The organism is Thermopirellula anaerolimosa, from assembly GCF_054657335.1.
The window spans coordinates 2715319-2741284 of record NZ_BAAHYX010000006.1 but is presented as its reverse complement, the minus strand read 5'-3'; the positions used below and the strand labels follow the sequence as shown (position 1 = coordinate 2741284).

General features: G+C 64.0%; 22 protein-coding genes. 4 read left to right on the top strand and 18 right to left on the bottom strand.

Annotation, left to right across the window (positions count from 1 at the left end):
* Positions 1-16: 16 nt before the first annotated feature.
* Positions 17-700: a YqaA family protein gene (locus tag ACYQ6J_RS15920; RefSeq protein WP_460185178.1), complete on the bottom strand. Its 684-nt coding sequence runs from the start codon at positions 698-700 to the stop codon at positions 17-19.
* A gap of 388 nt (positions 701-1088) precedes the next feature.
* On the opposite strand from ACYQ6J_RS15920, the gene ACYQ6J_RS15915 reads away from it, so the two are divergent.
* From ACYQ6J_RS15915 to ACYQ6J_RS15900, 4 genes are all read left to right on the top strand, one after another.
* Positions 1089-1454 (top strand): DNA-directed RNA polymerase subunit alpha C-terminal domain-containing protein, encoded by a 366-nt coding sequence (locus ACYQ6J_RS15915; RefSeq protein ID WP_460185177.1) that lies wholly within the window; start codon positions 1089-1091, stop codon positions 1452-1454.
* Between the two features lie 150 nt (positions 1455-1604).
* Positions 1605-3104 (top strand): DUF3592 domain-containing protein, encoded by a 1500-nt coding sequence (locus ACYQ6J_RS15910; protein ID WP_460185176.1) that lies wholly within the window; start codon positions 1605-1607, stop codon positions 3102-3104.
* A complete protein-coding gene (locus tag ACYQ6J_RS15905) occupies positions 3104-3502 on the top strand; it encodes a hypothetical protein (RefSeq protein WP_460185175.1) in 399 nt (132 codons plus the stop codon). Before ACYQ6J_RS15910 ends, ACYQ6J_RS15905 begins: the two co-directional genes overlap by 1 nt.
* Positions 3499-4155: a hypothetical protein gene (locus ACYQ6J_RS15900; RefSeq protein WP_460185174.1), complete on the top strand. Its 657-nt coding sequence runs from the start codon at positions 3499-3501 to the stop codon at positions 4153-4155. The genes ACYQ6J_RS15905 and ACYQ6J_RS15900 overlap by 4 nt, the downstream gene beginning before the upstream one ends.
* A 72-nt stretch (positions 4156-4227) precedes the next feature.
* On the opposite strand, the gene ACYQ6J_RS15895 is transcribed toward ACYQ6J_RS15900, so the two are convergent.
* The 17 genes from ACYQ6J_RS15895 to ACYQ6J_RS15815 form a co-directional block, all read right to left on the bottom strand.
* Entirely contained in the window at positions 4228-5784 is a 1557-nt protein-coding gene (locus ACYQ6J_RS15895) for an NADH-quinone oxidoreductase subunit N (protein ID WP_460185173.1), read from the bottom strand.
* A 40-nt stretch (positions 5785-5824) separates the two neighbouring features.
* Positions 5825-7588, bottom strand: a complete 1764-nt coding sequence (locus ACYQ6J_RS15890) for a complex I subunit 4 family protein (RefSeq protein ID WP_460185172.1) — start codon at positions 7586-7588, stop codon at positions 5825-5827.
* Positions 7589-7727: 139 nt separating this feature from the next.
* Positions 7728-9785 (bottom strand): NADH-quinone oxidoreductase subunit L, encoded by a 2058-nt coding sequence (gene nuoL / locus ACYQ6J_RS15885; protein WP_460185171.1) that lies wholly within the window; start codon positions 9783-9785, stop codon positions 7728-7730.
* A gap of 19 nt (positions 9786-9804) precedes the next feature.
* The gene (gene nuoK, locus ACYQ6J_RS15880) at positions 9805-10251 is read right to left on the bottom strand and encodes an NADH-quinone oxidoreductase subunit NuoK (RefSeq protein ID WP_460185170.1); all 447 of its coding nucleotides are present in this window, start codon (positions 10249-10251) and stop codon (positions 9805-9807) included.
* 129 nt (positions 10252-10380) lie between these two features.
* Complete coding sequence (locus ACYQ6J_RS15875; protein WP_460185169.1) at positions 10381-11145, bottom strand: NADH-quinone oxidoreductase subunit J family protein; 765 nt, start codon at positions 11143-11145, stop codon at positions 10381-10383.
* A gap of 67 nt (positions 11146-11212) precedes the next feature.
* Positions 11213-11803, bottom strand: a complete 591-nt coding sequence (locus ACYQ6J_RS15870) for a NuoI/complex I 23 kDa subunit family protein (protein ID WP_460185168.1) — start codon at positions 11801-11803, stop codon at positions 11213-11215.
* A gap of 52 nt (positions 11804-11855) precedes the next feature.
* Positions 11856-13115 (bottom strand): complex I subunit 1/NuoH family protein, encoded by a 1260-nt coding sequence (locus ACYQ6J_RS15865; protein WP_460185167.1) that lies wholly within the window; start codon positions 13113-13115, stop codon positions 11856-11858.
* 16 nt (positions 13116-13131) lie between these two features.
* Positions 13132-14763, bottom strand: coding sequence for an NADH-quinone oxidoreductase subunit G (locus ACYQ6J_RS15860; RefSeq protein WP_460185166.1), 1632 nt, complete (start codon positions 14761-14763; stop codon positions 13132-13134).
* A gap of 35 nt (positions 14764-14798) precedes the next feature.
* Positions 14799-16256, bottom strand: coding sequence for an NADH-quinone oxidoreductase subunit NuoF (nuoF, locus tag ACYQ6J_RS15855; protein WP_460185165.1), 1458 nt, complete (start codon positions 16254-16256; stop codon positions 14799-14801).
* Positions 16257-16389: 133 nt separating this feature from the next.
* On the bottom strand, positions 16390-16920 hold the full coding sequence (locus ACYQ6J_RS15850; RefSeq protein WP_460185164.1) for an NADH-quinone oxidoreductase subunit NuoE family protein: 531 nt from the start codon (positions 16918-16920) through the stop codon (positions 16390-16392).
* Positions 16921-17077: 157 nt separating this feature from the next.
* On the bottom strand, positions 17078-18304 hold the full coding sequence (gene nuoD, locus ACYQ6J_RS15845) for an NADH dehydrogenase (quinone) subunit D (RefSeq protein ID WP_460185163.1): 1227 nt from the start codon (positions 18302-18304) through the stop codon (positions 17078-17080).
* Positions 18305-18507: 203 nt separating this feature from the next.
* Positions 18508-19005 (bottom strand): NADH-quinone oxidoreductase subunit C, encoded by a 498-nt coding sequence (locus tag ACYQ6J_RS15840; protein ID WP_460185162.1) that lies wholly within the window; start codon positions 19003-19005, stop codon positions 18508-18510.
* Positions 19006-19022: 17 nt separating this feature from the next.
* Entirely contained in the window at positions 19023-19685 is a 663-nt protein-coding gene (locus tag ACYQ6J_RS15835; protein ID WP_460185161.1) for an NADH-quinone oxidoreductase subunit B, read from the bottom strand.
* Between the two features lie 96 nt (positions 19686-19781).
* Positions 19782-20297, bottom strand: coding sequence for an NADH-quinone oxidoreductase subunit A (locus tag ACYQ6J_RS15830; RefSeq protein WP_460185160.1), 516 nt, complete (start codon positions 20295-20297; stop codon positions 19782-19784).
* Positions 20298-20756: 459 nt separating this feature from the next.
* Positions 20757-22889: an ATP-dependent zinc metalloprotease FtsH gene (gene ftsH / locus ACYQ6J_RS15825; protein WP_460185159.1), complete on the bottom strand. Its 2133-nt coding sequence runs from the start codon at positions 22887-22889 to the stop codon at positions 20757-20759.
* A gap of 435 nt (positions 22890-23324) precedes the next feature.
* Positions 23325-24368 carry a nitrilase-related carbon-nitrogen hydrolase gene (locus ACYQ6J_RS15820; RefSeq protein WP_460185158.1) on the bottom strand — a complete coding sequence of 348 codons (1044 nt, stop codon included), beginning with the start codon at positions 24366-24368 and terminating at the stop codon, positions 23325-23327.
* 285 nt (positions 24369-24653) lie between these two features.
* On the bottom strand, positions 24654-25829 hold the full coding sequence (locus ACYQ6J_RS15815) for a hypothetical protein (protein ID WP_460185157.1): 1176 nt from the start codon (positions 25827-25829) through the stop codon (positions 24654-24656).
* Positions 25830-25966: the final 137 nt, after the last annotated feature.

The window sequence follows — 25966 nt, the reverse complement described above, 5'->3', positions numbered from 1 at the left end:
CGAACCGGAGGTAAGATCACAACAGCACTTTGATCACCACGAAGCCGAGGATCAGCAGGACGGCGAAGGCCAGCGCCGCCCAATCGAAGTATTTTTCGATCAGCGATTTGACGCCGGGCCCGAAGAAGTACAGGAAGGCCGCCACTAAGAAGAATCGCCCGAAGCGACCCAGCATCGACCCGGCGATCAGGACGCCCAGGCCGACGTGTTGCGAGAAGACGCCCGCCGCGATGGTGAAGACCTTGTACGGAATCGGCGTAAAGCCTGCGCACACGATGGTCCAAAAGGCGTTCCTTTGGTAGAGCCCGCCCACGTAGTCGATGTTCTCCTGGGTCAAGCCGGGGACGACCGACATCAGGAATCCGCCGGCAGCGGCCCAAAAGGCGAAGCCGATGACATAGCCCAAGATCCCGCCCAAGACGGAACCGATGCCGCTGATCGCCGCGTAAAAGAACGACCTTCGCGGCTTGGAGACGGACAGGGCGATTTGCAGGACGTCGGGCGGAATGGGAAAGAAGGAGCTTTCAGCGAACGCGATCACGAACAAGGCGGGCGTGCCGTAGGGGGTATCCGCCCAATGCAAAACCCAATCGTACAACCGCCGCAACATACCGCGACGCGGGGCGGGAGACGGGTCGTTCGATGCCTCGCGGATCGGATCGGCCGTCGGGATTTCCTCGTATGGTTCGGTCGTGGTCATGGACGTAGAATCGGGCAAAAACTGCGTTTCTCGCTCGCCGCGTCTGAAACGGATCGGTCGGACTTGTACCCCGACCTGCTTCCGCCCGGGAACCGCGCGACCAATCGCGCCGCGATCGGGAAGGATGCAGATGCCTAAGTATAGCACGGCGGCAATCCGACCGGCGGCGGGGACAACGCTCCGCCCACCCGCGGCGAGCGCGCCGCCCCATGCAATTACCCCTGACGGGTGGCGAGGCAATTTTTCCAAATCGACAAAACTGCTATAACTGGTTTCAATGAGTTTTGCGGGAGCGCGCCGACGGAGCGTCACCGAACATTTCTCGGGGAAAACGGCGGTCCGTCCCGCTCGGGTGCATGAGTTCCGTACTATCCAAGGAGGGTCCGCGATGGGATCGCGCGTGCCGATTAGCGAGGAAGTGGCCTACCAGGAGGAACTGAAGCGGAAATTGGAGCTGAGCGTGGCGGAAATCGGACTGCCGGTGCGAACCACGAATTGTCTCGAGGATCGCGGCATCTTCACGGTGGCTCAGTTGGTCGCCTCTCGCCCGGAGGACCTGCTCAAGATCGCCAATTTCGGCGAGAAGACCCTGGAGGAAGTCTACCTGGCTCTGGAGCGTCTGGGCTTCTTCCGGCGGAGTCGCTTGACCCGAATGGGAGTCCGCGGTCGGCCTACCCCGTTCGCCCCGGAATTGAAAAAAGAGGATGACGAACCCGTCATTCTGCAATTCCGCGTGACAACGGACGAGGAATAGGCGAACCTTTCCGGATCCAATCCGGTCTCGGACGATTCGTGCCGCGGAATCGAGAGAGATGGGGCGGCGGGGGTCGGGCGATGAGCGTACGGTGCCGCGGCGGCCTTGCCCTCGCGGTCCGCAGATCGCAACGCGGAAGGACGGCAACCTGTGACCCCTGTGACGCGATTGGCTTCCGATCCCCACGACCCTGCCGGCATGGCAACCGCTTCGTCGGCGGGCGTATGGGAGCTTGCGTTTTCGGCCGCCCTGTTCGTATGCGGCCTCTTAGGGAGCGGGCTGGTGGTCGCCCTATTGATCGTGCCCGAGTGGCGCGTCACCCAGCAGTTCCTCCCCGCCGCTTGCCGCGTTCTGGACGCCCGACTGGACACCACCGTCCGCGACGATCAAACGCTTTATCGGGCGGAGATCCTCATCGAATACTCGGTGGGCGGTCGAAGCTATCGCACTTGGACGTACGATATCCACACGGCGCGCGGCAACGGGTACGTCGCCGAACGCGCCCCCGTGGAGGCCGTGGTCCGGCAATACGGACCGGGCGGCATTCAAGAGACCACTTGCTGGTACGACCCCCTCCATCCCGAAGTGGCGGTGCTGCAACGGGGCTACCGCTGGTGGGTGTGGCTGGTCTTCTCGATCCCGCTGTCGCTGTTGCTGATCGGCAGTTGGGGATTGAGCGTGGGTCTATGGCGGCGGGGCAAATCCGCGGAACGCCTGGCCGTTCGCGGCGTGCCGCTGGAGGTGCTCCGCTTGGAGCGACGCCACCGGGAGTCGGAGTATCCCTTCGTGCCGGAGATCCGGCCTGCCGCGATCGCGCCCGGCGAACGATTGACCTACCGCTTGCCCCCGGGGACGGCCTCCGTCCGCGCCGCGACGGCGTGGTTGGCCGCCGCTCTCTTCTGGAACACCATGCTGGCGGCGCTGGTGGCGACCGCCCTTTCCCGCGGTCCGCTGCACTGGAGCTTTCCCCTCTTCGTCATCCCTTGCGGCGCCGTGGGAATCGCCTTGCCGGCGGTTTACGTGCGGCAAAGCCGTTTGATTCGCGCGATGGGACGCACCTTTGTGGAGGTGTCGGCCTTCCCCTTGGTCGCCGGCGGTCGCTGCAAAGTCTATGTCATCCAGACGGGACGACTGCGACTGCATTGGTTCGAGACGCTGCTGGTCTGCGAAGAGGAGGCGATCTTTCAGCACGGTACCAACCTGCGTCGCGAATCGCGCCGCGTGTGGCAAAAGACGCTGCTCCGGCACGAGAAGCTGGAGATCATGCCGCACGTGCCGTTCGAGTGCGAGGCCGAGTTTCAGATCCCTCCCGCCGCCATGCATTCCTTCAAGTCGGCCCACAACGAAGTTCGATGGCGGCTTTGCGTGCGGGTGAGCGCTGAGAATTATCCCGTCTTCGAGCGGACGTTCCCCTTGGTCGTACTGCCGGGCGAACGGCGGCGTCGCGAAGGCCCGTCCGGCGAACGATCGCCCGCCGCCGCGAGTAATGCAATCGCAAATCCGAACGACGCCCCGGCGAATCGCGAGATCGAAGCATGCTCGGCGCCCGGCGGGGCCGCGCCCGATGCTGGTCCGATCGCGACTTCCGACGAAAACCGCGGCGACGCGATTCCCGATCCTTCGCAAGCGATGGAGGGAGACGCGCTCTGATGGAACCGACGGTCCTCGTCCGCCTCGACTCGCCGCGCACCACGTTTCAGCCCGGCGACACGCTGTCCGGGGAGTTCCGGTTGGAGGGCACGACCCGAGGACAAGTCCGCGCCGTCGAGCTATCCATCCTGTGGTACACGGACGGCAAGGGAGACCAGGACCTGCACGTGCGACACTTCCAGCGTTGGGCGCCGGAGACGGGCGACGTGATCATTCCCGGCCGAGCGTTTCGCTTTTCCACGGTGCTGCCCAAAAGCCCCCTCAGCTACGACGGCCTGATTTTGCGCATACGATGGTGTCTGCGGTTGCGCGTGTTTCTCAAGGACGGCGGCGAGGTGCATGAGGAGATTCCGTTTCGATTGGGTCGTACCGCCCCGGCACGGGTAAAACTGGCATGACGGCTCCCGCTTCCAAGCATCCCAAGGTCGAGAACCCCTTTTCCGCACGATTCGTGCGACCGGGCGCGATTCCCTACATCTTTCCCGAGGGGCATTCGCCGGAGTCGATCTTCGCCCTGTTCCGCGACCATCGACGACAGGGCGCCGTCGTCGGCCCGCACGGGGTGGGCAAATCGGCCCTCTTGGCCGCCCTCCGCGGATATCTGGCGGAAAAGAACGAACCGTTTCTGCACCTGGAATTGCACAACGGGCAGCGGTCCTTGAGTCCCGACGACCGCACCCGCTTGGAATCGCTGTGGGAAGGCACCGTCCTTATGGACGGCTACGAGCAGCTTCATTCGTGGTCGCGCTATCAGGTCCGTCGCCTTTGCAGGCGGCGGAAGTTGGGACTGCTGGTCACGGCCCACTCCGCCGTGGAGTTGCCCGCCATCTTCACGCCCGAGCCTAGTTCCGACCTCGCGTGGCGGATCGTGGAGTACCTCCTGCAACAAGGAGAACCGCTCATCGCGCGGGAGGACGTGGAGGCCTGCTTTTCGCGGCACGGCGGCAACCTCCGCGAGATGCTGTTCGAACTGTACGACCTGTACGAAATTCGGCTTCATCCCCCGGCAAAGCCGCGGATCAACACCGGACGCGCTGATCCCGAAACCTGACCGCCCGATTTCCAAGAGCAGAGGGAGAACCGGCTTGCCGCTCCCGGCCGCGAACTGCGCGGCGGTCGGGCATCACGGGGCGCGGGGAGTTGCGCCGAGGGAAAGTTCGACGATGGGCCGAGCGGCGGTGGGACTGGCATCGTGTGCGGCCTGGAACCAACCGCCGGGAGCCGCGCCGATGCCCAGGGTGAGCACCAGGCAAACGAAGACGGCGACCACGGCGGGCGAGGAAACGACGGCGACCTGCGGTTGCTCGCCGGCATCTTCTTCGGCGAAAAACATCGTTCCCACTACGCGAAGATAGTAGGCCGCCCCGATCGCGGCGTTGATCGCACCGAATACGGCCAACCAGAGCAGGCGGGAGCGGAGCGGGTTTTCGCTGGGAGCGGCCCCCACGTCCAAGGCGCTGAAAAAGACCGCCAATTTCCCCCAAAAGCCGGCCAGCGGCGGGATTCCCGCCAGACTGAACATGAAGGCCGCCAACGACCAGGCGACGAAGCGCGGCGCCCCGGTCGCGGACCGCGCCAGCCCCCGCAAGTCGTCCAATCGTTCGACGGGTCGGTCGCCTCGCCGCAGCGCGCTAAGGGCGGCAAACGCCCCCGCCGTGGCGATACCGTAGGCGATCAAGTAGAAGATCATTGCGCCCGCCCCGTCCCAGGGGTGATCGCTGAGGCGGCGATAGGTCAGGGCCGTGGTCAGCCCCATCAGCATGAAGCCCGCATGGGCGATGGAGGAGTAGGCCAGCAGACGCCGCACATGGCTTTGCCAAAGGGCGATCACATTGCCCACCGTCATCGTGAGGACGGCGACGGCGAGAGCGGCCTGCCAAACGGGACCGCCCCAACCGACCATGGTGGCCAACAGCAGTTTGATGAGGGCCGCCATGCCCGCCGCCTTGGGAAGCACCGACAGGAGCGCGGCATTGACGTGGGACGTGCCCTGATAGACGTCGGGCGCGTAGAAGTGGAAGGGGACGGCGGCGATCTTGAAGGCCAATCCGGCGAAGACCAGGACGGTGGCGAACGCCCCCAGCGAGGCATCGCCCGGCATGCCCGCCGCCCCCGCCCAAGCGTGCACCAGGCGATCCAGCCGAGGCGACCCGCCCAAGCCGTAAACGTAACTCAGACCGTACAGCAACACGGCCGAGGAAAGGATGCTGAGATAGAAGTACTTGCCCGCCGACTCTTGCGGCAGCGGACCGTCGCGGTCGAGATAGAGCAGGATGTATGCCGCGACGGAGATCAACTCCAGGCCGAGGAATAGGAGGATCAAATCGCCGGCGCCGCCCACCAGCATCAGCCCCAGCACGGACGTTAACAGACAGGCGACGGACTCGGCCTCATGCCCCTGCGAGGCGTCGGCCCGCATGGATGCCAGCAAGACCATTCCCAAACCCACGCCGAGCAGGCGAAAGAGGCTGCCGAAGGCCGCATACCACGGTTCAGCGGCGGCGACTCCGTGCCACCAACCGCTTTGCGCGACGGTCACCGCCCCGGCGAAAACCAGCGCGAACCAGGCCGTCAATCGCGCTGCGTGGCGGACCGAGGGAAAAGCCCCCAGAAAAAAGCACGCCGCGGCGGCCATGCCGAGGATCAACTCGGGAATCATATCTTGCAATGCCGTTCCCATGGAATTCGCACCGTTTTAGGCAGGGACGTACGCCGGGCGATTACGGCCCGACGCGATCCTCCGTGGTTTCGAGGTGATGTCGGGCCGAGGCGGCGTCCCACGTTGGGCGCGGCGACGCATATCCGACCTCTGCGATTGCCGAACGCGACGACGCTCCGCCGGTCGGCGGCGGGACAGGCGAAGCCGGCCCTTCGGACCGCATGGCCGTCTCGGGCGAGAAAGAGGAGGCCGACGCCGAAGCCTGGGCCGACAAGGCTTGTAGCGTGGGCGTCATCCGCGCCAGGAAGTACGACGGTTGCACGCCGATCCACACGATGAATACCGCCAAGGGTGCCAGCGCGAAGACCTCGCGCGCCGTAAGGTCGCTCACCCAACCCTGCACCGAGTAACGGTCGCCTCCGCCGTGGGATGCGTCGGCGCTTCGCCGCTCGGGTTCCTTCAACTCGCCCAGGAACACCCGGCCGACCAATTGCAGCATGTACCACGCCGCCAAGACCACGCCGAACACGGCGGCGACGGCCAAGACCGTCTCGCCGGGATAAAACAACCACGCCCGCTGGAACATCCCCGTCAGAATCAAAAACTCTCCCGCGAATCCGTTCAGGCCGGGCAGGCCGATGCTGGAGAACGTGAGCAGAAACATGAAGAACGCCAGCACGGGCAATCGCCGGGCCAATCCGCCGAACGAGTCGATCCGCCGCGTGTGATAGCGCTCGTACAGCATGCCGACCACGGCGAACAGGCCGCCCGTCGTCAAACCGTGGTTGACCATTTGCAGCAATCCGCCGTGCAAGCCGAGCGGATTGAGGGCGAAAAAGCCCAGCACGCAGTATCCCAGATGGGCCACGCTGGAATAGGCGATCAGCCGCTTGATGTCGCTTTGGGCCAAGGCGGTCAGGGCGCCGTAGATGATTCCCACCGCGGCCAGGAACAAAATCCACGGAGCGCAGGTCGCCGCGGCATCGGGCAGCATGGGTAGGCTGAACCGCAGGAACCCGTAACCGCCGATCTTCAACAAAATCCCCGCCAAAAGAACGCTCCCCGCGGTGGGCGCCTCCACGTGCGCCAGGGGAAGCCAGGTATGCAGGGGAAACAGCGGCACCTTGACGGCGAAGCCCGCGAACAAGGCCAGAAAAATCCACATCTGCACGGCGAGAGGGAATTGCCCGTTGGTCCGTAAGGCGGCTAAGTCCTCCGTCAAGCGCGGGATGGAGAACGTGAGCACGCCGTCCGGGCGAAGGTGCGAATTGTAGATCGCCAGTGCCAAAAGCCCCAGGAACGTCAGCACGCTGCCGGCCAAGGTGAACAGGAAGAACTTGACCGCCGCATAGCGTCTTTCCTCGTGCCCCCAAACGCCGATCAGGAAAAACAGGGGGATCAGCGTGGCCTCGAAGAAGACGTAGAACAGCACGACGTCGCGCGCGGCGAAGACGCCCAACATGCCCGTCAGCAGAATCAACAGCAACCGATAGAACGAGGCGGCGCCGCGGTCCACGGCGTGCCAACTGACCAAGACGGCGGTGAACGTCAACAAGGCGCTGAGCGGAAAGAGCCAGACGCTCAGTCCGTCCAGTCCCAATCCGAATCGCAAATCCAAGCCGGGAAAGCGCCCCGCCGTCCACGAGGTCTCCCAGACGGCGAAATCTCGACCGCCGGCGGGGAACGAGAAGGCGAGATAGCCGCTAAGCAGTAGCGTCAGCGTCACCACCAGCAAGGCGGCCCGGCGTGCGCTCTCGCGCCGCTCGCCGATCAGGGGCACGCCCAGCACAGGCAGCAACACGGTTATCAGCAAAAGCGTGCTCATCTTGTTCAAAATCCTTCGAAACCCGATCTCGTGCCGCCGTTTCTTCGCCGCTCTTGGAGGTTCGGTCGCCGCCCTCCGACCGCGCGTCGCGCGTCTTACGACTCTTTTCGCCGACTCGCCCGCCCGGGTGAAACCTCCCTCAAAACAGGACCAGCGCCGCCAGCAGCGCCAACACTCCCAACATCATGGCCGAGGCGTACCAGGGGATGAAACCGGTTTGCACGTCCCGCAACAAGGCCCCGAGGGCCTTGGGAATCAGGCCGACCAGGTCGACCAGGCAGTCGATCACATAGCGGTCGAACCAGGCGGCGCACGCCGCCAGACCGCGGAGGGGTCGCACGAGAATCCAATCGTACAACTCGTCGATGAAGACCTTGCGGTAGGAGAGGGCGTATAGTCCGGCGGCGCGGGCCGCGGACGCCGCCGCGCGGAGCGGTCCCGGCGGGCCGAGGTACAGGATCGCCGCTAAGCCGATCCCACCCAAGGCCGCGAGGGTGCTCCACAAGGCGATCATGGCATGGGCGCCGTGTCCGGATTCCGCAGCCGCGGCGTGCGCCGGATGATCGGTCGCCGAGGCCAAGCCCGGCGTCTTGCTCAAAAAGTCCTCGAACCAACCGGTGGGACCGAAGATCCCACCCACCGCCAGCGAAGCGACCGCCAGAATCACCAGCGGAGCCAGCATGATCCAAGGCGACTCGTGGGCGTGGCGACCGGCCTCGACGGGTACCAGTTCCTCCCCGTGGAAAGTGCGGAAAAACGCGCGAAACGTGTAAAAGGCCGTCATCAAGGCCCCCGCCAAGCCCGCGTAGAACAAAAGGCGATAAACCCAACCGTCCCCGTACTTGTACAGCACGAGCAGGATCTCATCTTTGCTGAAGAAGCCCGCCAGAGGAAACACGCCGGCCAGCGCCAAGCAACCGACCAGGAACGTGGCGTAGGTCCAAGGCAGGCGACGGCGGAGGCCGCCGATCCGTTCCAGATCGATCACGCCGCCCATGGCGTGCATCACGCTGCCCGCCCCCAAGAACAACAAGGCCTTAAAAAAGGCGTGAGTAAAAAGATGGAACATACCGGCGGCGGCCCCGACCAGACCGCCGACCGACAAACCCAGGAACATGTAGCCCAACTGGCTGATCGTGGAGTAGGCCAGGATCCGCTTGAGGTCGTTTTGGGTCAGCGCGATGAAGGCGGCCAGCAAGGCCGTCAAACCGGCGATGCAGCCGACGACCGTCAGAGCGATGGGAGCGGCCTCGAACAGGGGCATGCACCGGGCCGCCAAGTAAACGCCCGCCGTCACCATGGTGGCCGCATGGATCAGGGCGCTGACGGGCGTAGGGCCTTCCATGGCGTCCGGCAACCACACGTGCAAGGGGAATTGGGCGCTCTTGCCGCAAGCGCCCGCGAACAACAAAAGCGCGATCGCAGCGGCGACGCCGCCGTGGAGATAGCCCTCACTACCGGCAGCGGTCCGCACGCCGCCCAATATGCCCGACGAGATCAGTTCGCCGGTCTGAGGGTTCCAGGTGTCGTGAAAGTCGAGCGTTCCGTAAAGCGACCACAGAAGAAAGATGCCGAGGGCGAAGCCGAAGTCGCCCACCCGATTGACCAGAAAGGCCTTTTTCCCGGCCGCGGCGGCTTCCGGTTTTTGATACCAAAAGCCGATCAGCAGATAACTGCAAAGGCCGACCGCCTCCCAAAAAACGTACAACAACGCGAAATTGCTGACGGATACCAGCATCGTCATGGAAAAGATGAACAGGCTGATGTACGTGAAGAACCGCCAATAGCCGGGGTCGTCGTGCATATAGCCGATGGAGTAGACCGTCACCAAAAGCGAGATGAGCGTGACGGTCACGAGCATCACAGACGTCAGCGGATCGACGCGGAGCGTGATCGCGATATGGAAACGGCCCAGGTCGAACGCCCCGGCCAGGGGCGCCGCCGCTTCGCCCTCCAAGACAGGCTGACGGATGTCGGCCCAACTCCATAGTCGGACCGTCGTGGCGAAGGCCTCCTCGGACGCCGCCGTCGCCCGGAGCACCAGCAGCAGGAGCACCAGCGAAGCGACGAAGGCCGCCGCCGCGGCCGTCAACGTGGGCACGTGGCTGCTCGATTTCAGCACCCGGCGACCGAGCAAGGCCGTCACGAACGCCGCGGCCAACGGCATCATCGGGATGAATACGATCAGGTATTCCATAAGGCGATCATCCGTCGGCTCAAGGCTGGGAGCGATAATCCGTCAGTTCGGCGGGAATCTCGGGCCGCTTGCCCGCCGTCGGCAACCGCGGCCAAGGCGGCGATTCCAGCGCGATTTCCAAATCGCCGGGCGGGGTGGGCCGGGGCGGCACGGTATCCTCGCGGAGCCGGGCCAGCAGCGCAACGTCCAGGCTTCGACCGGTGCGAAACACGTTCAACACCAGGGCTAAGGCCACCGCCGCCTCCGCCGCCGCCACCGCGATGATGAACAGCACGAAGACCTGCCCCTCCGCATTGCCGTGATACCGTCCCCAGCCGACCAGCGTCAGCGCCACGCCCTGCAACATGATCTCCACCGCCAAGAACATCAAAATCAAGTTGCGGCGGCTGAGAAAGCCGATCATCCCCAGGGCGAAGAGTCCGCCGCCGGTGAGCAGGTAATGATGAAGCAACGCCGCGTTTCCCATCCGCTTGGCCTTTCGTCGTGTTTTTCTTCCTTCACCGGACGCCCGTTTGCGGACCGCCGTTCGCCGCTCCGATCCGGCTTGGCCTCGGCAAGCCGACCGCCGCGATCCGCCCGCTCCCGCCGGGCCGACTCACGGAGGATTGCCGCTCCAGTCTTGCAGCGGTTGCAAGGGTCTACCGATGATCACAGCGGCCCCCACCAAGGCCGCCAGCAAGAGCAGCGCGACGACCTGCACCGCCGCGAAATAATCGAGATAAAGCTGCCGCCCCAAGTCCGCCGTCCGCGTGACCTCGGCCTGGGCGGGCGACGCGACGCCGCCGACCGACGGTTCCGCGCCGCTTTCCCCACCCTCGTCGGCGGTTGCGGTGACCGAAATCGGCGGGACAACCAAGGCCGCCTCTCCCCGACCGACGGTCCGCACCAGGCACGCCGACAGAATCCCCACCAAGGTCAGGCCGATGATGGGCGAGACCACCGGGCTCCAGCTTGTGCGGTCCTGCGGTTCGCGACCGTCCGGACGATCCAGCATCAGCAGGAACAAGAACGTCACCAAAATGGCGCCCACATACACCACCACCGTGGCCACCGCGAGGAATTGAGCGCCGGAGTAAAGAATCAGCGCCGCCGTTCCCAAGACCGTCATGCCGAACCACAGGGCGCAGTACAGCGGCTTGCGGGTAGTCACGGCGGCCACGGCGGAGATCAAGGTCAGCAGCGAAAAGACCGAGGCCGCCGCGCCGTCCAGCCAGGTGCCGACGGCCCGCAGGTCCGACGCGAACAAACCGACCGCCACCATGAGCGGCAGCCAGCCGAGTCGCCTTTGCGGCAAGGGGTAGCCGGGCAGAAGCCACCAAAGCCCCAGCGCAGCTAACAAGACCGCCGCCGTGTACACCATGCTCGTTCATCCCTTTCCAAGTCCTGAATCGCCGCGACCGCCCAATCTCGCCCCGGCGGGGCTTCGATCACGAGGATGCCGAAGCGGGAGGCTTCGCTCCGGCATCGCCCCCGGTCGAATCTCCTTGCAGCGCCGCTTTCTCCAGCATCCACAGCGGCGGTTCCGCGTCCTTGGTCTGATCGTAGATGCTCAAAAGCTTCTCCTTGTCGAAGATCATCTCCTCGCGGCTATGTCCCGACAAGTCGTACAGCGTGGTCAACTCGATCGCGTTCACGGGACAGGCCTCCTCGCACATCCCGCAGAAGATGCAGCGCAACTCGTCGATGTTGAAGCGGACCGGATATTTCTCCCGGTCGGGCCAAGGGCTGGGCGCAGCCTCGATGTCGATGCAGTGCGCCGGGCAGGCCGTGGCGCACAAAAAGCAGGCCACGCACTTCACGCGACCTTGCTCGTCTCGATTGAGCCGATGCACGCCGCGATAACGGAGCGGTTCGGCGAATTGGTGCCGCTGCTCGGGAAATTGCACGGTCACCTTGCGCCCCACCAAGTGACGCACCGTCGTCGTCAGGCCGTCGATGAAGAGCGGCAGATAGGTCTTTTCCAAAAACGTCATTTCCGGTTCTTCCACCCACCGGATGCCGGGATCGTCGTTTTTCATGCGGTCCATCCTCAGTTTGGATCGGATACCGGGCGCCGTGTCCGGTCGGGAATCAGGCCTCGCGTGCCCCTTGCGGGACGACCTCCGTGCCGGGATCCGCGAAGACGGTCCGCCGCGGGGGCAACGGGATGCGGCGCGGCCGATTGTCGTAGTGCGGCGCGGCGACCCAGGCCGTGACGAACCAAACCGCCGCCAAGAGTCCCGCGTTGGCCGCCGCCAAAGGCCAAGCCGTGCTCCAACCGCCCGACCAAGGATCCTCTTGAACGAACTCCAACCAAAAGGCCAAGAACACCAACTGCGCGAGTCCCCAGGGTACCATCACCTGCCAGGCCAGGGCCATCAGTTGATCAAAGCGGAACCGCGGCCAACTCCAGCGGATGAGCATGAAGAAGAACACGACCGCCAAGACCTTGGCCAAGAGGACGGCCACGCGAAGCAGGGCGATGGGCCACGCCGCCGCCTCTTCCGCGCCCGTCAGCCCCCAGAAATGCCACCCGCCCAGAAACAGAATGACGATCAGGAACGAGGCCGTGATCATGTGCAGGAATTCCGACACCAGATACATCATCAGGCGCATGCCCGAGTATTCCGTGTGGTATCCGCCCACCAATTCCTGCTCGGTTTCGGGGAGGTCGAAGGGCAGGCGTCCGGCCTCGGCGGTGGCGGCGACGAAGAACACGACGAAAGCCAAGGGATGCAGGAAGACGTTCCACACGCCGCTGTGGGCCTGCTGCGCAACGACGTCTTCGACCCGCAGCGAACCCGCCGCCACGACCAGCGTCAAGACGGCCAGGCTGAGCGGAATCTCGTAGGCGATCAATTGTGCGGCCCCGCGGAGGGCGCCGAACAGGCTGTATTTGTTGTTAGCCGCCCAACCGCCCAAGATGATGCCGTACACGGCCACGCCGTTGACGGCGAAGATGTACAAGACTCCCGCGTCGAAGCCCGGCACCAGGCTCAAGGGGATCGGCGGGCGATCGTCCGCCCAACGGAGGGAACCGAAGGGGAAAACGGCGTAGATCACAACCGCCGCCGTCAAGGTGGCGATGGGAGCCAGGGTGTACAGGATCTTGTCCACGTGCCGGGGGACGAACTCTTCCTTGAAGATGAACTTCAACCCGTCGGCGATGGGCTGGCCCAATCCCCACAGACGGATGTTCGTAAGCGGAATGCCCGCCCGATTGGGACCCAAACGATCCTGCACCCAAGCGGCGACCCAGCGTTCGACCAAGACGAGGTAGGCCCCCGCCGTCATCAGCGCGCCGATGATGATGAAAATCTTGATCAGGGCCGTGACGAAGAACACGATCATGCCGCGGGAATCTCCTTCAAACCGTGCCTTGCCGCGGCGCGACCTCGGCCAAACGATCGACTCGCAGGTCGATGCCTACGTCGGGAATCTCGCCCGAGGCGGCGCTGAAGTAAGTAATCTCCGCCGCGACGTCGCTGAGGACGCGCCGCGGGTCATAGAGGCCGGTGCGTCCCAACAAATCCCAAAACAGGGGGCCGCAAGGGCGATTGCCCACGGGCGGTCGCACCGCCCGCCGCGCGGTCTGCAACCGATGCCGCGCATTGACGTACGAGCCTTCCTTCTCGGCGAAGGCCGCCGCCGCCAACACGTAATCCGCCGCGTCGCTCAAGGGCGAGGGGAATAGGTCCTGCACGACGAGGAGTCGGGCATGCCGCAGTCGCCGCGCGGCGATCTCGTCGATCCACGGTTGCATGTACCCGCCGGCCACCCAGATCCCGCCGAATTCACCTCGAGCCGCCGCTTCCAGCCATTCCGTGTAGTCGGGTCCCTTCGGTTGGAAATGGGAGGCGATTTCCTCCACGCCCAAACGGTTGGGGCATTTTTCGGCGGAGATTACGAAACCGCCGGGGAAACGCTGATCCTCGCCCTCGCGAGGAATCGGCCCGACCGTGATTGCCGCCGCTTCGTCCAGGGACCGAATCCAGCGGCACGCCAAATAGGCCTCCTCCACGGTCAAGAAGGGCGACAGCACCAAGCCGAGCCTGCCCGCCGCCTGCAATTGCCGGGGGATTTCGCGGAGAAAGACGTTCCAATCGACCGGCACCGCGGAGTCGCCCCTCCGCCGCATCACCCCGCGCAACCGCTTGGGATCGTGTACCCGCGGATAGGCGTAGCGTCCCGCGTTGCAAATCCACCAACCGTTGACGGCGGGGTTTTCCCGCGGCTTGATGCGGTACACGCGATCTTGATTCTGCTCCACCCAAATCGAACAACCGGTCGCGCAGAGCGTACACACGCCGGCGCTTCGGCGGAGGTACCACACCCGCTGCTTGTACAAAAAGTCCTTGTCGGCCAAGGCGCCCACCGGGCACAAATCGACCACGTTGCCGGAGAGCGGGTTATTCAGCGGTTGCTCGGGCAACACGTCGATCTCTTCCCGCGCCCCGCGGTGGATCACCAGCAACTCGCTGGTGCCGGAAATCTCGCGCGTGAAGCGAACGCAGCGACTGCACATCACGCAGCGATCGACGAACAGAGTGACATCGCCCAGATCGCGCTTGCGACTGGTGAAAGGTCGAACATCGGCCCGCCGTTCTCCCTGCCCGTATTGGAAGTGATAATCCTGGAGGTAGCACTCGCCGGCCTTGTCGCAAATGGAGCAGTCGATGGGGTGCCGCAGGAGGAGGTCCTCCTCGACCATCGCCCTGGCCCGCGCGACCTTCTCGCTATTCGTCACCAAGACCGTGCCGTCCTTGACGGGGGTGTTGCAGGCGGGCGTGAGCTTGGGCAGCATGATCACGCGACCGCTCTCGGCATCCCTCGCGCCGACCTCCACCAGGCACATGCGGCAACTTCCCACCACCGACAAACCGGGGTGCCAGCAGTAATGAGGAATGTCGATCCCGGCCCGCGCGGCGGCCTGAATGCCGTTCAGGCGCTCGCCGGGATTCAGTTCGACTTCGCGATCGTCGATGTAGGCTTTGGGCATAGGCTTGCCGATCTTGATCCGGAACCCTTTCGGTCCTAGAGGAGCGGGAGCGTCTTCCTCCACGGGGCGGAACCGTCGGCGGTCGGCACCGGCGCGCGCCTGTCGCCCGACCCCTCCCGCGACATTGTATTCTCCAACCGCGGCATCACGGGACCGGACAAGGCCGGCACGGGGTGGACGGCCAAGTAACCGCGCGGATTGGTGCGGCGAATGTAGTCCTCGAATTCCGGGCGGAACTTGCGGATGGCGTTTTTGATGGGCCACGCCGCCCCATCCGCCAGTCCGCAGATCGTCGTACCCGGAATGATCCCCATGCCGTCCGCGATTTCCAGCAACAAATCCAAGTCCTTCAGCCTTCCGCCGCCCGCCTTGATACGCTCCATGATGCCCAGCGCCCACCGCGTGCCCTCGCGGCACGGCGTGCACTGCCCGCAACTCTCGTGGGCGAAGAACCGGCAACTGTTGTACAGGAATTCGATCATGGAGCAGGTGTCGTCCATGACGATCAGCCCGGCGGTGCCCAGTCCCAGGCAACCGGCCTTGACCGGTCCGTTGAAATCCATGGGGACGTCCAGTTCGTCGGCGGTAAGCAGCCCCGTGCTGAGACCGCCGGGAACGACGGCCTTGACCTTGCGGCCTTTCCACACCCCGCCCGCCCAATCGTCGATGATGACGCGGCACGGCACGCCCAGCGGACCTTCGTAGCATCCCGGTCGTTCCACATGGCCGCTGACGCAGTACAGTTTCGGGCCGAAACTGCCGGGATCGTGGGAGTTGGCGGGGTCGGGCGGCGTCCCCAACGAGCGGAACCACTCCGGTCCGCGCTCCAATATGTGCCGCACGCAGGCCAAGGTCTCCACGTTGTTGACGACGGTGGGCTTGCGGAACAGGCCTTCCACGGCGGGAAACGGGGGCTTGATCCGCGGCCAAGCCCGCTTGCCCTCCAAACTCTCGATCAGGCCGGTTTCCTCGCCGCAAATGTAGGCCGCCGCCCCGCGATGAATGTGGATGTCCAGGTCGAAGCCCGATCCGAGGATATTCTTTCCCAAATAACCGGCCTCGTAACACTCGTCCACGGCCTGCTGCAAACGGCGGAGGCAGAGCGGATATTCGTAACGGAGATAGATGTACGCCGTGGACGCCCGGGTGGCGTAACAACTCAGGATCGTCCCCTCCAAGACCTGATGAGGGTCGTGCTCCATGAGCACGCGGTTGCAAAAGGTGCCCGGTTCGCTCTCGTCGGCATTGACGCACATATAGACGGGCCCGGGGTGATCGGCGGGAAGAAACGACCACTTCAGGCCGGTAGGAAAGCCCGCCCCGCCTCTTCCGCGAAGACCGGATGACCGCACGGCCTCCGCGACTTGCGCCGGCGTGCATTCACGGAGCACGCGGCGGAGCGCGGCGTAGCCCCCGCGGGCTTCGTACACGGCCCGCCTGTGGCTGTCTTCCACGCCCACGTTCGCCAGCAATACCGGCTGATAATCGTCCAAGGGACCACTCCCTCCGTTCAAGACACCTCAAGAGAACCGGCCCGACCCCGGCGTTCTCTCGCGGGCGACGTCGCCGCCGTAGGAGCGACTTTCGCCGCCGCTGCCATCTCGCCGCACGAAGCGGCGGGCCGAATCACGCGCGACCCGGAACATCCGCGGCGGTGCCTGCTCGCCCCGCCAACTCCGCCAATAGCCGATCCAGTTTTTCGCGATTCATGTTCGGATGCAATTCCTCGTTGATCAGGACCGCCGGCGCGAAATCGCAGGCACCCAGGCACTCCGCATGCTCCAGCGTGAACAAACCGTCGGGCGTGGTTTCGCCGGGGCGGACGCCCAATTTCTCCTCCAAGTACCCCAGCAGGTCCTCGCCGCCGCACAAGGCGCAACTGAGGGATCGGCAAACCCAGACGCGATATCGGCCCAGGCGACCGTCCTGCTTGAAAAAGCCGTAGAAGGAGAGCGTGTCCTGAATCTCCGGGGCGGGTACCTCCAAAATGCCGGACAATTGCCGAATCGCCGCCCGCGGAACGCACCCCAGGCGTTCCTGGATGATGTGCAAAGCGGGCAACACGACCGCCCGACGCGTCGGATACCGCGGGAAGAGACGCCGCACGGCTTCTTCCATGTCGGGCGTGATGGGTTGTTCAGGGTTGTGCTCTTCCATGGAACTACCGATTCGTCCCTCCCCCTGCGACTTTGAAACTCTTACACTCCGGCGGAAGCTTCTCGCGTCCCGCGTCGTCCTCCGCATTCGGACGGTCGTCCCCTCTGCCGTTTCTCGCGAAAACCGCCCCCGCCGGGGCACGATCGCGCGGCCCGACTCAGCGATCCAACTCCGCCGCGATGATATTCAAGCTCCCCAGCACCGCCACCACGTCGCTCAGCGTATGCCCCCGGATCAAGTGGGGAAACAAGGCCAGGTGGATAAACGACGGCGGTCGGCAACGCGCTCGATACGCGAAGTGCGAACCGTCGCCCACGATGTAGAATCCCAATTCGCCGTTGGGCGACTCGGTGGCGAAATAGACCTCTTCGCAAGGCACCTCGAAGCCCCGGTTGGTCATGACCAATTCGAAGTGCGTGATCAGCCCCTCGATCGTGGAGTGGACCTGCCATTTGTCGGGCAAGGCGGCGCGACCGGCGGGCGCCACGTTGACCGGTCCGGAGGGCAGGTTCTCGACGGCCTGTTCGATGATCTTTAGGCTCTCGCGCATCTCCGCCATGCGGACCAGATACCGAGCGTAGCAATCGCCCGCCGTCATGCAGCACACCCGAAAATCGAAGTCGGGATAGGCCAGATACGGTTCATCCTTGCGGAGATCTCGCGTAACGCCGCTGGCCCGGGCGATCGGCCCGGTCACCCCGCGATTGATCGCCTCCTCCTTCGTCAACACGCCCACGCCCTTGGTTCGGTCGATGAAAATGCGGTTCCGGTTCAGCAGGCGCTCCATGTCGTCCAGGGCGCGGGGCATGCGCCGCAAGAACTCGCGGATCAATTCCACGGCCTTGGGCGTGGCATCGTACATCAATCCGCCCACGCGGGTATAGCTGTTGGTGAATCGCGCCCCGCAAAGGGCCTCGAAAATATCGTAGATCAACTCGCGAGGATTGAAGGCGTACAAAAAGTACGTGAACGCGCCGGTATCCAACCCCACCGCACCGTTGCAAACCAAGTGGTCGGCGATTCGGGCCAACTCCGCGATGATGACGCGGAGGTATTGGCACCGCGGCGGCACCTCGATCCCCATCAGCTTTTCCACCGCCATATGCCAGGCCACGTTATTGGCCATGGGCGAAATGTAATTCATCCGGTCGGTGACGGCGACGTATTGGTTATAGTCGAGATACTCGCCCAGTTTCTCGAAGCCGGAATGCAAATAGCCGATGTCCGGCATGGCGTCCACCACCCGCTCGCCGTCCAATTTGAGGACGAATCGCAGCGTGGTGTGCGTGGCCGGGTGCTGCGGACCGAAGTTCATGGTCCACAGATATTCCTGCGGCTCATCATGCGCCAGATTACCGGTCGTCGTGCTTTTATAAAGCGGCATGGCGTCCCGTCGCGTATGCTTTCTATTTCCAACGCACTTTTATTGTTCTAAAGCACTTCTATTATTCTAAAGCACTTCCGTCGCCGCGCGTGGTTTCCGTCGTCCCGGCGGCCTCGGCCTCTCTTCGCCGCCCTTTTGCCGAATTCGCGGCAGGGAATCGCCGCCTCGCCGGCGCGAATCCGCGTGCGACCGGAAGCCTCCGCCTAGCCCATGTCGCGCGTCACGATCGGCAGGTTGTGGCGTTCTCCCAATCCTTGCAGGGGATAGTCCTTCCGCAGAGGATGGGCCTCGAAGGTCTCCGGCAGCAGGATTCTGCGCAAGTCGGGATGCCCGGCGAACCGAATGCCGAACATATCCCAGACCTCGCGTTCCAGCCAATCGGCCCCCGCCCAAAGGTCCGTCGCGGTGGGGACGACCGGATCGGGATCGTTCACGAACGTCCGCACCGTGATCCGCTCGTTGGTCTCGGGATTCGCCAACAAATAGACCAATCCAAAGCGGTCCTTAGCGCCCGGGTAGTAAAGATAGTCCACGCACGTGATATCCACCAGCAGCGTCAGGCCGACTTCCTCTTTCAAGAATTCGAGCAGATCGTGCACGACCGCCGCATTGACGCGGACGCGGTGCAGCCCGCGGAATTCGCTGATTTCAACGCCCGGAAATCGCTCTCGGATTCTTCGCAGAGTGGCTTCTTCCGTCATGGTCGGTTCCGCTGCGTTCAGGTTTCGGTGCCGTCGGATTCCAGACGCCGCGGCGGCGCGACCGAGGGCGGGGGCGACAACGCCGCCCCGGGCGTTTCCGCCCAGTCTTCGATCGGCAAGCGACCGGCGGAGACGGGCAGGACCGGTTTGCTCGGGTCCGCCAAGAGCGGTCGCGGAGGCCGACTCCGGCGCGGATCGTGCAACTCCTTCCCCCACACCGTACCGGTCTTCTGAATCTTCTCTTGCAGGTCGATGATCGCCTGAATCAACTGCTCGGGCCGCGGCGGACATCCCGGCACGTACATATCCACGGGAATGAAGCGGTCGATCCCCTGCACCACGGCATAGGTGTCGAACACCCCGCCGGTGGACGCACAGGCCCCCATGGAAATACACCATTTCGGCTCGTGCATTTGCAGCCAGATCCGCTGGAGGACCGGCATCATCTTCATCACCACGCGACCGGCCACGATCATCAAATCGCATTGCCGGGGACTGAAGCGGAAGACTTCGGCCCCGAACCGTGCCACGTCGTGCCGACTGGCGCCGGTCGCCATCAATTCGATGCCGCAGCACGCCGTGGCGAAGGGCATCGGCCAAAGGCTGAATTTCCGGCACCAATTGACCAATTCGTCGAGTTTGGTGATGACGACATTATCGGGAAGATCGACCTGGGTCATGGCTGGTCCTGTCGCTGTCGATGTGCCTTTTCGCCGTCGGCGGAAACCTCCCCGGCGTTTCCGCGACCGCACCCGGCGGCCCAGACCGCACTCCGCCTAATAGCGAAATACGCCTTTTCTCCAATCGTATACGAAACCCAGCGTCAAGATCGCCAAGAACAGCACGCCTCCCCAGAAAATCAGCGGTCGCGCCGCGTTGGACAGATTTGCCGAACCGGTCTCGGCGCTCTGGGCGAAAGCCCGCGCGCCCGTCGGCCAAGCCGCAAGCCCGATCCGCTCACCCGCCGCGGGCGATTCCGCCGCCTCCGTTGCCGCCGACGGCGCCGAAGCGGTCGGTACGCGCGGCGTCTCGCGGAGGGCGACCGCCCACGGGTACAAAAACAGCAATTCCACGTCGAACACCAGAAACGCCACGGCCAAGAGATGATAGCGGATGTTCAATCGCCGCCGCGCGTCGTGGAACGGGTCCACGCCGCTTTCATACGGCATGGCCTTGACGGGGTTTGGACGGCGCGGTCCCGCCAGCGCGCCCACGACGACGAGCGACGCCCCCACCGCCGCCAAAGCGAGGATGAACAGCGTGATCGGCACGATCGAAAGGTCGAAGGCCATGGTTTCCTCGCCTAATCTCAGCGTCGGCTACGAGGGGTCTCACTCTTCCGGCACAAATCCGCCGGGGAAATGCGAAGCCGCATTCCGCACAAAGCGACTCCGCGGTCGAAGCGACGCCTTGCAATACCGCCGCGCGAATCTCAAACAAGCATCGACCGGGGCTACGGATTGGGTGCGAGCGCGAGCGGTCTTCAATAACCCGGTCGGACGTCACGGCCTCACTCATAACGAAAACTCGCCGAGGTCGGCCGACGCGAAGATTCCGTCAAGACCGCGCATCCGCGCGAAACAATAACGTCTGACGAATCAGAACTTATTTCGAATTCTAAAGGCGGGACCTTTGCAGCGTCAACCGCGGGGAAGTCGCTACCGGGGCGAGAGGGTTCGCGGACATGGATGCCCACACCCTCCGCGCCCGTGCGGCGAACGACAGCGGTCCGATGCGAAGGGGCGTGCGACTCAATCTCCCGAGGCGGCCTCGTCGCCGGGACTCGCCGTATCATCCGCCGGGCGGGAGAAGCGTTCGGGGCCGGGACTCGCCGCCTTGCGATTCAAGGCGTCCGCCGTGCCCGGCACCACCAACGGTCCCGGCACATTGGCCTCGATGACCTCCTTCAATTCCTGCGCGTCGATGACCTCTTTTTCCATCAAACGCTCAGCCAGGGCCACCAACGCCTGCCGCCGGGTCTGCATGATATCCCGAACTTTCTCCAGCGAATCCGTAAGGATCCGCCGGATTTCCACGTCCACCTCTTTGGCCGTCGCCTCGCTGTACCAGCGATTGGCTCGATTCCAATCCAAACCGCCCAAATAACCGCCGGGGGCGTCCTCCCGCAAGGCGATCCGACCCAGGCGACTCATGCCGTAGTCCACGACCATGCTCCGCGCCAGATCGGTCGCGCGCTGGAGGTCGTTCTGAGCGCCCGTCGAAAGGTCTTGAAAGATCAATTCCTCCGCCACGGAACCGGCCAGCGCCACCTGAATGCGGCTTTCCAGTTCGCTTTGCGTGAGGATATACCGGTCCCCCTCAGGCCGCTGAAGCACGTATCCCAAAGCGGCGATGCCGCGGGGAATGATCGAGACCTTGTGCACGGGATCGGTGTTCGGCAGCGAAAAAGCCACCAGGGCGTGCCCGCTCTCGTGATAGGCCACCCGCCGCTTCTCGTCCTCGTTCATCAGTCGCCGGCGTTTTTCCAGGCCCGCCGTGACGCGCTCGACCGCCTCGGTGAATTCTTCCATGGTCACGGAGTCGCGATCCTTGCGGGCGGCCAGCAGCGCCGCCTCGTTGACCAGGTTGGCCAGATCGGCGCCGACGAAACCCGGCGTAATCGCCGCGATCTCCGAAATGTCCACGTTGGGCGCCAGTTTAACGTTCTTGCAGTGCACCTTCAAAATCGCTTCGCGGCCTCGCAAGTCCGGGCGATCGACCAAGACGTGGCGATCGAAGCGACCGGGACGCAGCAAGGCGGGGTCCAACGTCTCCGGCCGGTTCGTCGCCGCCAAGACGATGACTCCGCTGTTGGGGCTGAAACCGTCCATCTCCACCAACAGCGCGTTGAGCGTCTGCTCGCGTTCGTCGTGACTGCCGACGATGCTGGTCCCCCGCGTCTTTCCCAAGGCGTCCAATTCGTCGATGAAGACGATGCACGGAGCGCGGGCCTGCGCCTGTTGGAACATGTCGCGAACGCGAGCGGCACCCACGCCCACGAACATCTCCACGAAGTCCGACCCGGAAAGGCTGAAGAACGGCACGCCCGCCTCGCCCGCAATGGCCTTGGCCAACAGCGTCTTGCCCGTCCCCGGCGGTCCCACCAGCAGCATGCCCTTGGGAATGCGACCGCCCAGGGCGCGGAACTTTTGCGGGTTCTTCAGGAACTCCACGACCTCGCGCAGTTCCTCGACGGCCTCGTCCACGCCCGCCACGTCGTCGAAGGTGACGCCGATATCCTCCTGGGCGTACATTTTGTGGCGGCTTCGCCCGAAGGCCATGGCCGACCCCGGACCGCCCATCCGCCGCAACAAAAACAACATCACCAGCACGAACACCAGCAGCAGGACGAAATGAGGACCGTATTGCTCCCAAAACGTCGGCGGTTCGCCCCCGCGAACGTCGCGAAAACCCTTTTCCAACATCAATTGGATCAGGGCGTTGTCGTCCGTACCCATCCCCAAACGCGAGGTCCGAAACTTGCGGTCCTCGGCCTTGGTCTTCTTGTCCGCCGGTTCGAGGACCTCGTAGCTGATCGTGCCGACGACCTGGTACGGTTCCACCACCAAATCGCGGGGATTGGAGTACTTGACCTTGAGCGTTTCGTTGCCCGACTTTTTGGTGATGACGATATGGGCGTCGGGGTTCTTTTCGACCGGCCCCTGTTCGATCAGTCGCACGAACTCGCTATAGGGAATGTCCTCCGCCACCGGAATGCGGAACATGCCGGCCAGCAGCAAGCTGATCAATAGACCGACCAGCAAGTACCACAAGATGGCGGGACCGCGAATCGGCCGCGGAGGCTCCTTGCCTTTCCGCTGCTCGTCGCCTCCTTTGAGCGGGGGAGGCCGATCTTCGTCGTTCGAGGAAAAATGAAGCCGCATTCGTGTATTCCACTAAGATAGGCAACGTGATCGGGCGGACCGCACCACTTCGCGAACGCCTTCGACTGCCCGCCGCCGGACCGATTCGCCGCGACAGGCTCCGGGCCCTAGCGCCGTGACGCTCGCCCTCGTCGGGGTCGCCGTGTCATTACTACTGTATTATGGCGTATTTTGCCGCGGGGACAAATGTTCCAAGAAATCCCCATTAAGAGCACGTTTTACGATCCTGAGGGCGTGTCTTCAGATCGGGCCGCACAAGACCATCTCCCGCCGGGGGGCGGGCACAAGCCTCCTCTCCCTCCGGCAGGTAATGTGAGACCACAAGCCCCCACCTGGGCGAGGGCTAGGGTGAGGGCGACGCGGTCGAGAAACCGCAAATCCTTGTCGCATTCACAGTCGCATCCACAACGGTCGCCCCTACCCGGCGGGGCGACGTCACTTCGAACCGCAGTCGGAACCGGAACCGGTCCCGCGACAAAGGTCCTCCCAGCGCCGCCGACCGAGTCGAATCGCCTCCTCGACATCCTCTTGCCGGGGCGGCGAGGCCGACATCCCCGCCGGGTAGATGCCTTGCCCGTAGGCGCCGTAGGCCTCCATGCGGAGATGCGCCGGCATCAGATGGCCGCGACGCCGGTCTCTCTCCGCCCGCAACGCCGCCAGGTCGATCGGCCCGACTACGATCCGCTCGCCGCCGCCGGGTTCGGCCTGGGCCAAAATGCGACCGTCGTAATCCACGATCATGCTCCCGCCCGGCCAACTGAAAGGGGCGTAGCGCCGCAAGGCCGACCCCTGATTGCAAGCGGCCACGTAGGCCACGTTTTCAATCGCCCGCGCTCGGTTGATGACGGTCCACCAATCCAGCGGCGAGGCGGTCCCCCAGGGGTCCATGTAGGCCGACACGCGGACCAGCACCTCCGCGCCCGCCAAAGCCAACTGCCGAATCGCCTCCGGAAAGAGCCAATCGTAACAGATCGCCGCGCCCAAGCGCCCGATCTCCGTCTCCACCGTGGGAAACATGCAAGCGTCGTATTGCGGCAAATCGTGCGGACTGGTGTGCAACTCCCAAGGGATCCACGGGTGAACCTTGCGGTACTTCAGCAAAATGCCGTCCGGACCGATCAGGCACGAGGTATTGAACACATGCCCGGGATAGCGGTCGTCGCACTCCAAAAAGCTCCCCGCTTGAATGAACACGCCCAAGCGGCGCGCCGTTTCGTGGAAGCGGTCCGTGAAATCGTTGGGGACCGGCACGGCCAACTTGTCGTGCAGTTCGCCCACGCTCTCGTACACCGGGGCGGCAAGCGAAAACTCGGGAAAGACGATCAAACGAACGTCGTGAAAAGGCCCGTACGCGGTGGCGGCAAAATGGGCCATCTCCAACATCCGCCCCACGTTGCGATGAATCCCCGCCCGATCCGTGGGATTCGGCAGGTCCGTCTGACACATGGCCGCATAGTAGCGACGGCAATTGTTGCTCATGATTCGATTCTTCGTCTCAGTTCCCCGCCCGATCCCCACCGCCCGAAACAACCGCCGCGGTGCCAAACGCCGCGATACCCACATGCCGCCGCCTCGATACGGATGCTCGCCGGGATGCTCGGTCACGATCGGGCCGGACGCTTTAGATCGGCGACCCCTTCAGTTTGGCGCAAAAACGGGGAAAGGAAAAGCACGGCGAACCGGGCGATTCACCGACCATGCCCCTCCATCGCGGGGTCCCAAGACAAGCCCGCGACGGCCGACAGACCGCCGAGGCAGCGAACGTTATCGACCGTCTTCGCGGTCGGGATCCGGGAGCGTCGTTGCTGCATCGGGATTGGTTTGAGCGTTCGAGGGCTTTTCGGACTTCTTCTCCGCAGACTCGCCCTCTAACGAAAGTGACTCCGATGCTCCATCTTCACCGGTCGGCGATTCGAAAGAGAGCCTGTCTTGTGGGTTCCTTGCGTCAGACGGAATTGCCCCGTCCACACCGTCTTCCGGCAAATCAATCGGCCCGGAGCCTCTTGAATCGGCTTGCGTCTCCTCGCCCGTCTTGGGACCGCCGGGCGGGACAACGGGGCCGACCGCCGGATCGCGAAAAGCTTCGCTTTCCTTATGCTGTCGGACTTCCTTTGTAGGCGGAACGACAAGTGACAGAAAACCTCGAGCTAATCGTCCAACATATCCAACATAGTAGCCCAACTCGCCAAGCAGTGAATCCGAGGAGATCGGATCAGAGCTTCGAACGACACGGGCGTCTTCGCCCGCTGCATTCGCAAAATCCGACGTGCTTTGCGCCGGGCGGCTTTCCACGTGCGCCGAAGCCGTCTCGGAAGGCTCGCATGGAACCGCTTGCGGCTTGTGCCGACGTTCAATAATCGCCTCGGCACGCTCCCCCTGGATGCAAAGATGGCAGCACCACTGCCAATCGGGCGGAAGCGCGGCACACACCGCCGCCGCCTTCCGCAGCACATCCCCGCCGCTCAACGTCGCCCGGCCCGTCTCAATTATCCTACGCACGACCACCGGATCCGCATTCGGTCGTTCTGCGACCAGTTGGGGACGGAGGTCCTCGGGGCAGGGTACCGCATGTCCGTTGCGGGCCGCTGCCAGCAATCGGCGGATCGGTTCCGAGTCCACCAGCAAGCTCAGGTCGCCCTCCGCGGCCTCTTCGGCGGCGACTCCCGCCGCAACCAGCACAAAACGGCCCGGTCGACCCGCCGTATCCCGACCGCCGTCACCAAATCGGTACCCGAAGACCCATCCGGAATCGATCCGCGCAAAACCGCCCACGACGGCCTCCGGTTCCAACCGATTGGGATCGGCCGGCCTGTCGCCCATAGCTACGTCGTAATACAGACGGTCCAAAAGGGCCGGTCCCAACCCCGGTGCATACCAACTCCAATAGGAACCGTCGCTCGAAAACCGAGACGGGTCAAACAAGGCCAGGGATAATTGCATGGCTTTCGAGCCTCGATCACGCACCGCAGGGACCGCTCACCGCTACACCGAAGCGGGCACGTTGCGAACTAGACCATTCTTGTGCCGCTTCGCTCGGGCCGCTTTCGGCCCGAATCACCCGCCGGATTCACCCGTGA

Excerpts from the sequence above, each read along its gene's own strand:
- ACYQ6J_RS15920 (WP_460185178.1), bottom strand. The coding sequence starts at position 700 with ATGACCACGACCGAACCATACGAGGAAATCCCGACGGCCGATCCGATC.
- ACYQ6J_RS15915 (WP_460185177.1), top strand. The coding sequence starts at position 1,089 with ATGGGATCGCGCGTGCCGATTAGCGAGGAAGTGGCCTACCAGGAGGAA.
- ACYQ6J_RS15905 (WP_460185175.1), top strand. The coding sequence starts at position 3,104 with ATGGAACCGACGGTCCTCGTCCGCCTCGACTCGCCGCGCACCACGTTT.
- ACYQ6J_RS15900 (WP_460185174.1), top strand. The coding sequence starts at position 3,499 with ATGACGGCTCCCGCTTCCAAGCATCCCAAGGTCGAGAACCCCTTTTCC.
- ACYQ6J_RS15895 (WP_460185173.1), bottom strand. The coding sequence starts at position 5,784 with ATGGGAACGGCATTGCAAGATATGATTCCCGAGTTGATCCTCGGCATG.
- ACYQ6J_RS15890 (WP_460185172.1), bottom strand. The coding sequence starts at position 7,588 with ATGAGCACGCTTTTGCTGATAACCGTGTTGCTGCCTGTGCTGGGCGTG.
- nuoL (WP_460185171.1), bottom strand. The coding sequence starts at position 9,785 with ATGGAATACCTGATCGTATTCATCCCGATGATGCCGTTGGCCGCGGCG.
- nuoK (WP_460185170.1), bottom strand. The coding sequence starts at position 10,251 with ATGGGAAACGCGGCGTTGCTTCATCATTACCTGCTCACCGGCGGCGGA.
- ACYQ6J_RS15875 (WP_460185169.1), bottom strand. The coding sequence starts at position 11,145 with ATGGTGTACACGGCGGCGGTCTTGTTAGCTGCGCTGGGGCTTTGGTGG.
- ACYQ6J_RS15870 (WP_460185168.1), bottom strand. The coding sequence starts at position 11,803 with ATGAAAAACGACGATCCCGGCATCCGGTGGGTGGAAGAACCGGAAATG.
- ACYQ6J_RS15865 (WP_460185167.1), bottom strand. The coding sequence starts at position 13,115 with ATGATCGTGTTCTTCGTCACGGCCCTGATCAAGATTTTCATCATCATC.
- ACYQ6J_RS15860 (WP_460185166.1), bottom strand. The coding sequence starts at position 14,763 with ATGCCCAAAGCCTACATCGACGATCGCGAAGTCGAACTGAATCCCGGC.
- ACYQ6J_RS15850 (WP_460185164.1), bottom strand. The coding sequence starts at position 16,920 with ATGGAAGAGCACAACCCTGAACAACCCATCACGCCCGACATGGAAGAA.
- nuoD (WP_460185163.1), bottom strand. The coding sequence starts at position 18,304 with ATGCCGCTTTATAAAAGCACGACGACCGGTAATCTGGCGCATGATGAG.
- ACYQ6J_RS15840 (WP_460185162.1), bottom strand. The coding sequence starts at position 19,005 with ATGACGGAAGAAGCCACTCTGCGAAGAATCCGAGAGCGATTTCCGGGC.
- ACYQ6J_RS15835 (WP_460185161.1), bottom strand. The coding sequence starts at position 19,685 with ATGACCCAGGTCGATCTTCCCGATAATGTCGTCATCACCAAACTCGAC.
- ACYQ6J_RS15830 (WP_460185160.1), bottom strand. The coding sequence starts at position 20,297 with ATGGCCTTCGACCTTTCGATCGTGCCGATCACGCTGTTCATCCTCGCT.
- ftsH (WP_460185159.1), bottom strand. The coding sequence starts at position 22,889 with ATGCGGCTTCATTTTTCCTCGAACGACGAAGATCGGCCTCCCCCGCTC.
- ACYQ6J_RS15820 (WP_460185158.1), bottom strand. The coding sequence starts at position 24,368 with ATGAGCAACAATTGCCGTCGCTACTATGCGGCCATGTGTCAGACGGAC.
- ACYQ6J_RS15815 (WP_460185157.1), bottom strand. The coding sequence starts at position 25,829 with ATGCAATTATCCCTGGCCTTGTTTGACCCGTCTCGGTTTTCGAGCGAC.